The following is an 8,279-nucleotide window of genomic DNA, read 5'->3' as shown; positions in this document are numbered from 1 at the left end:
GCGCCGCAGGCCTGGCCGGCACCCATTCGCCTTGCGGATTCTTTTGCACGTAACTACCCGTCGAGACCGGCAAAGCGGTCTCCGGATCTTGCTTGTAGAGCCGTTGCGGCGACGTCGAATCGGGATGGGCAACCTCATACGCCTCGCCGGGATGGCCTCGAAGGGGAATGATGCCAAACGATGCGGCAAGCGGCCGGCTTGGCATGGCCGTCGTCGCGGACGGCAGCGAAAAGCCGTCGCCGCCGCCGGGAACGATGCTCACCACCGACTCCCGGCTTGTCCGCGCCGCGCTATCGCGCGCGGACGGCGATGCGGTGGACTCGGGCTCGGCACGCGTGCCAGCCATAAATTCTGAGCGAGAAATGACGGGGGACATAAGGTGGATCTCCTGCACAATGAAAGTCATGATTCGCGCACGACAGTCGCGTACCGTTCAAACCGGTGCCGTTCCCGCGGCTACTCCGGTCTGAAGCACGCCACCCTCGCGCTCGTCGGGCGTCTTGCCGTTGACGCTGCTCACCACGCCCGTTGCGATTTGCGTTCCCAGCTGCATCGCCTTGCCGACTTGCAATGCCGCCGATAACGACTTTCCAGGCCCAACGATCATCAACACGCTCCACATGTTGAGCGTATCCAGCCATGCTTCCCCTGCCGTGCGCGTCTGCATGCCGCTGTCCTCGCGCAACCGATGCTCCACTTGCCCGGCCATGTCCTGGAAGACGTCGCCCTCGATCAACCGGTTGTCCTGGTCGACATAGCCGTCGCCCGGCGACCAGGTGCCGTGGGCCAATCCTTTCAATGCACTTTCCACACCGCTAAAGAGCGTGCCGTCCTGGCGGTCGTAGACGGAGAAGTGACGAAGCAGCTGCGCCGACTTGGAGGGATCTTTGCCTTGCGCCACCACCCAATCATTGCGCTCCTTGTTGTTGTGGAAAACGACGAATGGCGGCTCGTTGCCCGGGATGTACATCACTTCCCGGTGATCGGACCCGATGAACCGCACGATGTCGGTAGCCCGATAACCGTAGATATCGAAACGCGCAACCTTCACGGATGGATCCGGCGGCGATGCGCGATCGAGGTCCTTCAGCGTGTAGGGCGGCTTGAGCGGCAACTGCGGCACGGCCGCTTTCATCACCATCTTGTACTCGTCCTTGGTCAAGCTGCCACGCTGCGCCGCGCCGCGGGCATCTTCCAGAAACTGATAGCGCCTGGCCGAAGGCCAGTCGCCTTTGACCGTGTTCCAATAGGTATCGAGTTCAGCGTTCAACGCGGTGATGTACGGCACTTGATGAAACGCGCCTGCCTTGAACCTTCTGTACACCTCCGACGGCAGAAGGTCCGAGCAGCTATCTTTCGCATAGGATTGCGCACCGCCGGCGGTTTTCTTGTAGATGCCGAACGACTGATCGACGGTTTTGAGCGACTCCGCAGCGGGGTTGTCGTGCGCGAATAGGTTGTAGATGTAGCCAGGGCCGGTTCGATTGATCAGCGATCTGCCCAGATACCCGAAAAATTCACCGGCGCTTTGACTGTGCAGCAAGCTCTTGAGTTCTTTCGTGACGGGAACGCCGCCCGTGGAGTAGAAGCCGATCTCGTCGGATAGATAAGGAGCCGCGCCACGATGGCGAAAGCCGGGAAAGTTCTGCATCACCGCTTCGGTCAGCGTAAATGCTTTATCCGGCTTGCCTTGGGTTTTGCTGTCATCGTCCTTGAAATGGGCCACGATGTACTGGTCGCCGTCCACGCCAAGGTTTTGCCGGATGAAATCCCGGGCGGCCTTTCGCGCGTCCGGTACTTCCAGCTGCGCAAGCGCCGACAGGCGCGCCTGGAAAGCCTGGGTGTCTTGCGGCGTCGAAAAAGGCACCAGCAGTGGCGCTTGATGCGCCGGCTCAGGCTTCTTTGCCGCCGCAGCGTAAGCGACGGTGTTTGCCGTCGCGTAAACCGGCCGGCCGCCGGCCGGTTCGGCGTGGAAGGGTGATGACGGTTGAAGCGAGACCACGGCAGGCCCAGACTTGAGTGGCGATGGCGAGCCTTGTTCGCCATCGTTGGCCGCCGGTACCGTCGAAGCGCTGCGAGATGAGACGCTGCCAAGTGGATTCATGTTGTCCTGACGATGCGTTGAATGCGTAACCAGGGCGGCTTCCCAGGATGGGAAGCGCCCTGCGTGGGCCACGACGAACATCCACCCGCACCATGTCGGCATTCGCCTTCTGCTCGCGCGGGCACATCGAGCCGATACGTCTTTTATTGCGCGCATGCACGGATCGATGGCGGTATATGGATGACTCGACCACTGTCAGTGATCTTGCCCCCGGCATGACGACCTAAGGCACGTCGCCAGGCTCGCAACACCATGCGGCGAACAGCCGGCCAAACGCGGCCCGCCGGATCGACAGCGGCATGTCTGGACCAGCATGGCTACCGGGCACATCGCCCGTTGCACGTCACCAACCGACTAACGCACCGGCCGCATGGAACATCACTAGCCTGCAAGCGCGCACAAACCACACGCGCAACGGCTGTCGCGTGAAGGTTTTGCGTAACGGTGTACGAGCCGTGGGAATCGGTCCAGCGCTGGCATGCGCGACGGCTCGCGCTCCTTTCCTCAGACAGGAGTCCTATCCATGTTCAGCGTACCGCACGCCAGCTTTCGTTCCGAGTTCTCCTTTCGCGCCACCAATACGCGCACCACCACTACAGAAGTCCGTGCCAGCGAACAAAGCGAAAACCATCGCGCACCCACTCCCGCGTCGATGACGCCGCCAACGCCGGAAGCGGCCGGTTTTGTCTCTCGCCCGTCGCAAGGGATTTCCAGCCATCGCCCTTCGTTGCCTGCCGGACCGGAGCACAGCCGCACTGGATCGACACGGGCCGCATCGAACGAACCGGCCCCTGCCGGCAGAGCCCCCGCGAGCCCGCCGATGTCGCTTAGCGCGGCGCGGGCATTGCTCGATAGCAAAGGGATGGGCTTCGTCACCCCGCCCTTTCTGGATGAAGAGCCGCCCATGCCTAAGCAGCTTACGGAGCTGCCCAGGATCCCGGCCAGCATCGAGGATATTCCAGCCACCTCACCAGCCCTGAAGGAGATGTACCAAACCTATGCGAATAAAAAAGCCGCATGGAGTCAGCAGAAGAAGAATTTTCAGGCGCTGGCGGACAAGTACACCATGACATTGGCCACGATGATCGCCCGGCATCCGTCCCTGCGCCTCAACGACGTGAAGACCTGGCTGAGATTCGACGGCGCCCTGGAGCTTGAGCTGAAAGCCATCTTGCTAAATCGCTATCCAGGAAAAGAGACGCTAACCCATCTGGATCTTGACCATGCCATCAACTATCTGGCTAAAAAAGAAAAGCTGCAAAGTCCCGTGCAATATGCGCCCTCAACCATCCCCTTTCGTCCTTTAGGACGCCATACGCCCCATTGGCTTTCTTTCAATATTCATTCCCCCGTCACCCTCCGGTCCGTGTACACCGTGCATCCCAAAGATGCAAAAGCACTGACTTCCTTACTGAAGCAGAAGAAGAATTTCGAAGCGGAACTTGCGCAGTATTTGAAGAATCCTGGCGCCACCCTTGACTACATGCGCGACCGCAACGCGAAATTTCAAAGCCAGTTGGAGACGTCGGCCGACAAGGCCTTGGCGAACAAAAAGAACCGATACGAACGGCACCAATATCAGGTAAGAAACGCCTCGTTCTTCGTAGCGGGCGGCGCCAGCGGATTGGGCATCTACCACATGCTGTTTGCAGGCGGCGGCAGCGGTGACGATAAGGACCATAAGGGCGCCAAGACCTAGTAAAAACAGGATTTGCCCATTCCAGCCACCTATTCGTCCGGGTCGCTCGATCCGGGCGAGTGGGAGCGGCACGCCCCCACCTGCGTCGCCGCGTCCGTGCAAGCGTCCAAGGCCTCATGCAGGCCAAAACTTCCGGGGTAACCCAAGCACGCCATCGGGCGCACGGCCGCCCACCCATCGGCGATGCCGCCGCGGCTCAGGTTGCGCGCACCACCAGCGTGGTCGCCATCATCTGCGAGGTGACCGGTTGGTTGTGGATCATCGCCAGCACTTTGCGCGCCAGCAGCACGCCGCCTTCCTGCCAGTTTTGCCGCACGGTGCTCAACGGCGGCAGGAAGCTCGCGCCCAGCGGCGTATCGTCGTAGCCGATTACCGACACGTCATTGGGCACGGACAGGCCCAGCTCCACCAGCGCGCGGATCGCCCCCATCGCAAGCAAGTCGCTGCAGGCGAAGATGGCATCAAAGCGTACTTTGCGCTCGTGCAGCGAACGCACCGCGTCGATGCCCGATTCGAGCGTGAAATCATTCCGGCGCAGCAGCAACGGCTTGATGCCGTGCCCGGCCAACTCGTCAACGAAACCGAACAAACGCTGTGCCATTTCCGGATGGTCCGGATTGCCGATGAAGACGGGATTGCGCCGCCCGATCGACAGAAAGCGCTCGGCCACGCTGATGCCGCCCTGGCGGTTATCGCTGCCGACCACCACGTGGTTGTCGCCGCCCTGGTCCGCCGCGCCCCACACCACCATGGGCAGGCCCACTTTGTCGTACAGGCGCACGGCGTCCTGGCGCACGCCCTGGCCGAGCAGGATCAGGCCATCGGCCGCCTGCACGGCGGCGTCGGCCGCGCCCTGGCGGGTGGTCAGCAACACGCTGTAGCCGGCCGAGGTCAGCTCGTGCGAAATGCCGCCGAGCAGCGAAAGCGGGTACGGATCCCACATGGTGCGCCCCGAGGACGGCTTCATCTCCACGATCACCGCCACGGTGTGGCTGCGCCGCAGGCGCAGGTTGCGGGCGCTGACGTTGAGCTTGTACCCGTGCTTGCGCGCCAGCGCCTGCACCCGCTCGCGCGTCTGGATGTTCACCAGCGGGCTTTCGCTCAACGCGCGCGACACGGTGATCTTGGACACCCCCGCCAGCTCGGCCAGATCCGCCATGGTGAGGTTGGGACGATGCGCAGCAGGCTGTTTTTTCTTGGCGTTCGTCAAGATCGGGCCTTCGAGGGCGGGGGCTATAAACCGTTGCGGCGATCAAGTTTGGCCTGCAACCACCTCTTCGTCCACGTGCGACGACATTTCCCATACGTGCCCGGGCGCAGCATTGATGCGGTGCGACATATGATATCGATATCTTGATATCGATATCATTCGCTCTTATGCTCGCCCCTGCAATGGGCCCCACGGGCTGAAAGAGAAACAAGCCAAGATGCCAAGGGGAGACTGCGTGCAAAGCCAACATGCGCCAACGCTAGCCAGGGACACGGCGCAACACGGGTCCACCGACCCGTGGCGACTGGTGCACGCGCGCCGCCCTACCGAATCCGACCGCGCCACACTGGAAAGCCTGTTTGCGCTGGCCAACGGCGTGCTGGGCGTGCGTGGGGGGCTGGAAGAAGGCGCCAGCCGCACACAGGGCACCTTCCTCACCGGCGTGTGGGAACGCACGCCGATCGAATACCACGAACGTTTCCCCGGCTTTGCGCGCAACACCGATACCCGCCTGCCGGTCGCCGACGGCACCCACATCGGCCTGCGCCTGGGCGAAACCCTGGTCGACCTGGACGATGGCGAATGGCTGTCCTTCGAGCAGGGCCTGGACCTGCGCAACGGCTGTCTGCAACGAACGCTGCACTGGCGCTCCCCCACGGGCGTCACCCTGCAGATCGACGCGGAGCGGATCGTACCCCTGCACACGCCCAACCTCGTGTGCATCCGCTACCGCGTCACCTCTATCGATTACCGCGGACCGATTACGCTGGAATCCGCGTTAATGGCCAACGCCACCGCCGCCGAACAGGGCGAGGACCCGCGCATCGGCACGCGGGTGATGGGCGGCCTCAGCATCACCGCCTCCGATTCGGACCACACCCTGGCCTCGATCTGCCAGCGCACCCAGCACAGCCACATCCGCCTGGCCAGCGGCCAGCGCCATCGGCTACCGGAACAGGGGCTGACGTTCGCGCGCGCGATCATCGAGGACGACCTGGGCGTGCAGCAGCACTACGCCGGTCAATTGCACCCGGGCCAGAGCGTGCTGCTGGAAAAGTACATCGCCTACGCGTGGAGCCTGCCCGAAGGGGGCGATGCGGAAACGGCGCTGCTGAACACCGTCGCCACCTCGCTGGAAGATGCACTCTCGCTCAGCTTCGATGCGCACCTGGCGGACCAGGCGAAGGCGTGCGCCGCGTTCTGGCAGGGGGTGGACCTGGCGATCGATGGCGACCCCTCGGTGGAACAGGCGCTGCGCTTGAACCTGTTCCACCTGCTGCAATCGACCAGCCGCGACGGCAGCGGCAGCGCCGCCGCCAAGGGCCTCACCGGCGAAGGCTACGAAGGGCATTATTTCTGGGACGCCGAGGCGTTCATCCTGCCGGTGCTGGCGCTGACATCGCCGCAACACGCGCGCGGCATGCTGCAATACCGCGTGCGCACGCTCGATCGCGCGCGTGCCCATGCGCGCGAAATGAATCACCCGATCGGCGCGCTATACGCATGGCGCACGATCAGCGGCGATGAGTGTTCGGCCTACTTTCCGTCCGGCTCGGCGCAATACCACATCAATGCGGCGATCGCCTTCGCGATCCAGCTGTATGTTGAGTCGAGCGGCGACGTCGATTTCCTGGTGCACGGCGGCGCGGAAACCTTGTTCGAAACGGCGCGGCTGTGGCTGCAGGTGGGTTACTACAATCCCCGCCGCGGGCACGCCTTCTGCATCTGCCAGGTCACCGGCCCGGACGAATACACGGCGCTGGTCGACAACAACTACTACACCAACCACATGGCGCAGCAGCACCTGCGCTATGCCGGCGCGATCGCCCGGCAGCTTGCGCACGAGCATCCGCTGGACTACGCGCGCATCGCCGCATCGATCGACCTGACCGACAATGAAGTGGCCGCATGGCTCGCCGCCGCCGATGCGATGTATTTGCCGGTCGATGCCAAGCTGGGCATTTTTCCGCAAGACGACGACTTCCTCGACAAGCCGCGCCTGCCGATCGCCCACGCCGACGGGCAGGGGCATCGCCCGTTGCTGCTGAGGATGCATCCGCTGACGATCTACCGCCACCAGGTTTGCAAGCAGGCCGACGTGCTGCAGGCGTTCGTGCTGGCCGGCCATGCGATCGACCAGGACAGCAAGCGCCGCAACTTCGATTACTACGAAGGCGTGACGGTGCATGATTCCACGCTGTCGGCCTCCACCTTCAGCATCGTCGCCGCGGAAGTGGGCTACGCGTCCAAGGCCTACCGCTATTTCCTCGACACGTTGCGCGTGGACCTGGACAACCTGCACGGCAACACGTCGCACGGCGTACACATGGCGGCGATGGCCGGCAGCTGGCTGGCGCTGACCTGGGGCTTCGGCGGCCTGCGCACGGTAAACGGACGTCCAAGCTTCGCACCCGCGCTGCCGCAGGCGTGGAACGGCTATCGCTTCGGCTTGCGCTGGCGCCAGGCGCACATCCGGGTCGCTGTCGATGCCGGCGGCGTGGAATACACGCTGACCGAAGGCGCGCAAATCGAAATCCTGCATCACGGCCAGAGCGTGCTGTTGAGCAAGGGGTACCCGGTGCGCCGTGCGCTGCCCTCGCAGGCGCCGGAGACTTCGCTCAAGGGTGTGATCTTCGATCTGGATGGCGTGATCGCCGATACGGCCGTGGTGCATCACGCGGCCTGGAAAAAACTCGCCGCGGAAATCGGCATTCCGTTCGACGATTCGGTGGGCGAACGGCTCAAGGGCGTGGATCGGCGCGCATCGCTGGACATCCTGCTGGAACAGTCGCCGCGCATCTACAGCGAGCCGGAAAAAGAAGACCTCGCCACGCGCAAGAACACCTATTACCGCCAGCAGATCGAACGCTTCGGCCCGCAGAACCTGCTGCCGGGCGCCAAGTCGGCGATCGAATCGGTTCGTCGCGCCGGCCTCAAGACCGCGCTGGCCTCGGCCAGCCGCAATGCACCGCTTTTGCTGGAAAAGCTCGGCATCGCCGATTTGTTCGACTACGTGGTGGACGCCAACCACATCAGTCGCGCCAAGCCGGACCCTGAGATTTTCCTGGCCGCCGCTCGCGGCCTCGGCCTGGCACCGAGCGAATGCCTGGGCGTGGAGGACGCCGCGGCGGGAATAGCCAGCATCCACTCAGCAGGAATGAAAGCAGTAGGAATTGGCCACGCGCACGCGCTGGCCGAAGCGGATTTGCTGTTACCGGACGTCGCCGCGTTCGATATCGGCAGGTTGATGACATAAAGCGGCTAAC

5 protein-coding genes are annotated in these 8,279 nt (G+C 63.2%); 2 read left to right on the top strand and 3 right to left on the bottom strand.

Features of this window, described 5'->3' with window-relative positions:
• The coding region (locus VME63_RS11885; RefSeq protein WP_325433533.1) for a hypothetical protein at positions 1-376 on the bottom strand (376 nt) is incomplete at its 3' end.
• 57 nt (positions 377-433) lie between these two features.
• Positions 434-2,104, bottom strand: a complete 1,671-nt coding sequence (locus VME63_RS11880) for a dermonecrotic toxin domain-containing protein (protein WP_325433531.1) — start codon at positions 2,102-2,104, stop codon at positions 434-436.
• 523 nt (positions 2,105-2,627) lie between these two features.
• Between VME63_RS11880 and VME63_RS11875 the strand changes: the two genes are divergently transcribed.
• The gene (locus VME63_RS11875; RefSeq protein WP_325433529.1) at positions 2,628-3,803 is read left to right on the top strand and encodes a hypothetical protein; all 1,176 of its coding nucleotides are present in this window, start codon (positions 2,628-2,630) and stop codon (positions 3,801-3,803) included.
• A 196-nt stretch (positions 3,804-3,999) separates the two neighbouring features.
• Here the strand turns inward: VME63_RS11875 and VME63_RS11870 are convergent, their stop codons facing one another.
• Positions 4,000-4,962 (bottom strand): LacI family DNA-binding transcriptional regulator, encoded by a 963-nt coding sequence (locus VME63_RS11870; protein WP_325433545.1) that lies wholly within the window; start codon positions 4,960-4,962, stop codon positions 4,000-4,002.
• Between the two features lie 286 nt (positions 4,963-5,248).
• Here VME63_RS11870 and pgmB point away from each other — a divergent pair, with 286 nt between their 5' ends.
• Positions 5,249-8,269 (top strand): beta-phosphoglucomutase, encoded by a 3,021-nt coding sequence (gene pgmB, locus VME63_RS11865; protein ID WP_325433527.1) that lies wholly within the window; start codon positions 5,249-5,251, stop codon positions 8,267-8,269.
• Positions 8,270-8,279 lie beyond the last annotated feature (10 nt).

The sequence above is a fragment of the Dyella sp. genome, from assembly GCF_035503745.1.
Lineage (GTDB): Bacteria > Pseudomonadota > Gammaproteobacteria > Xanthomonadales > Rhodanobacteraceae > Dyella_B.
The sequence above is the reverse complement of the archived record's forward strand: the minus strand, read 5'-3'. Positions and strand labels throughout refer to the sequence as shown.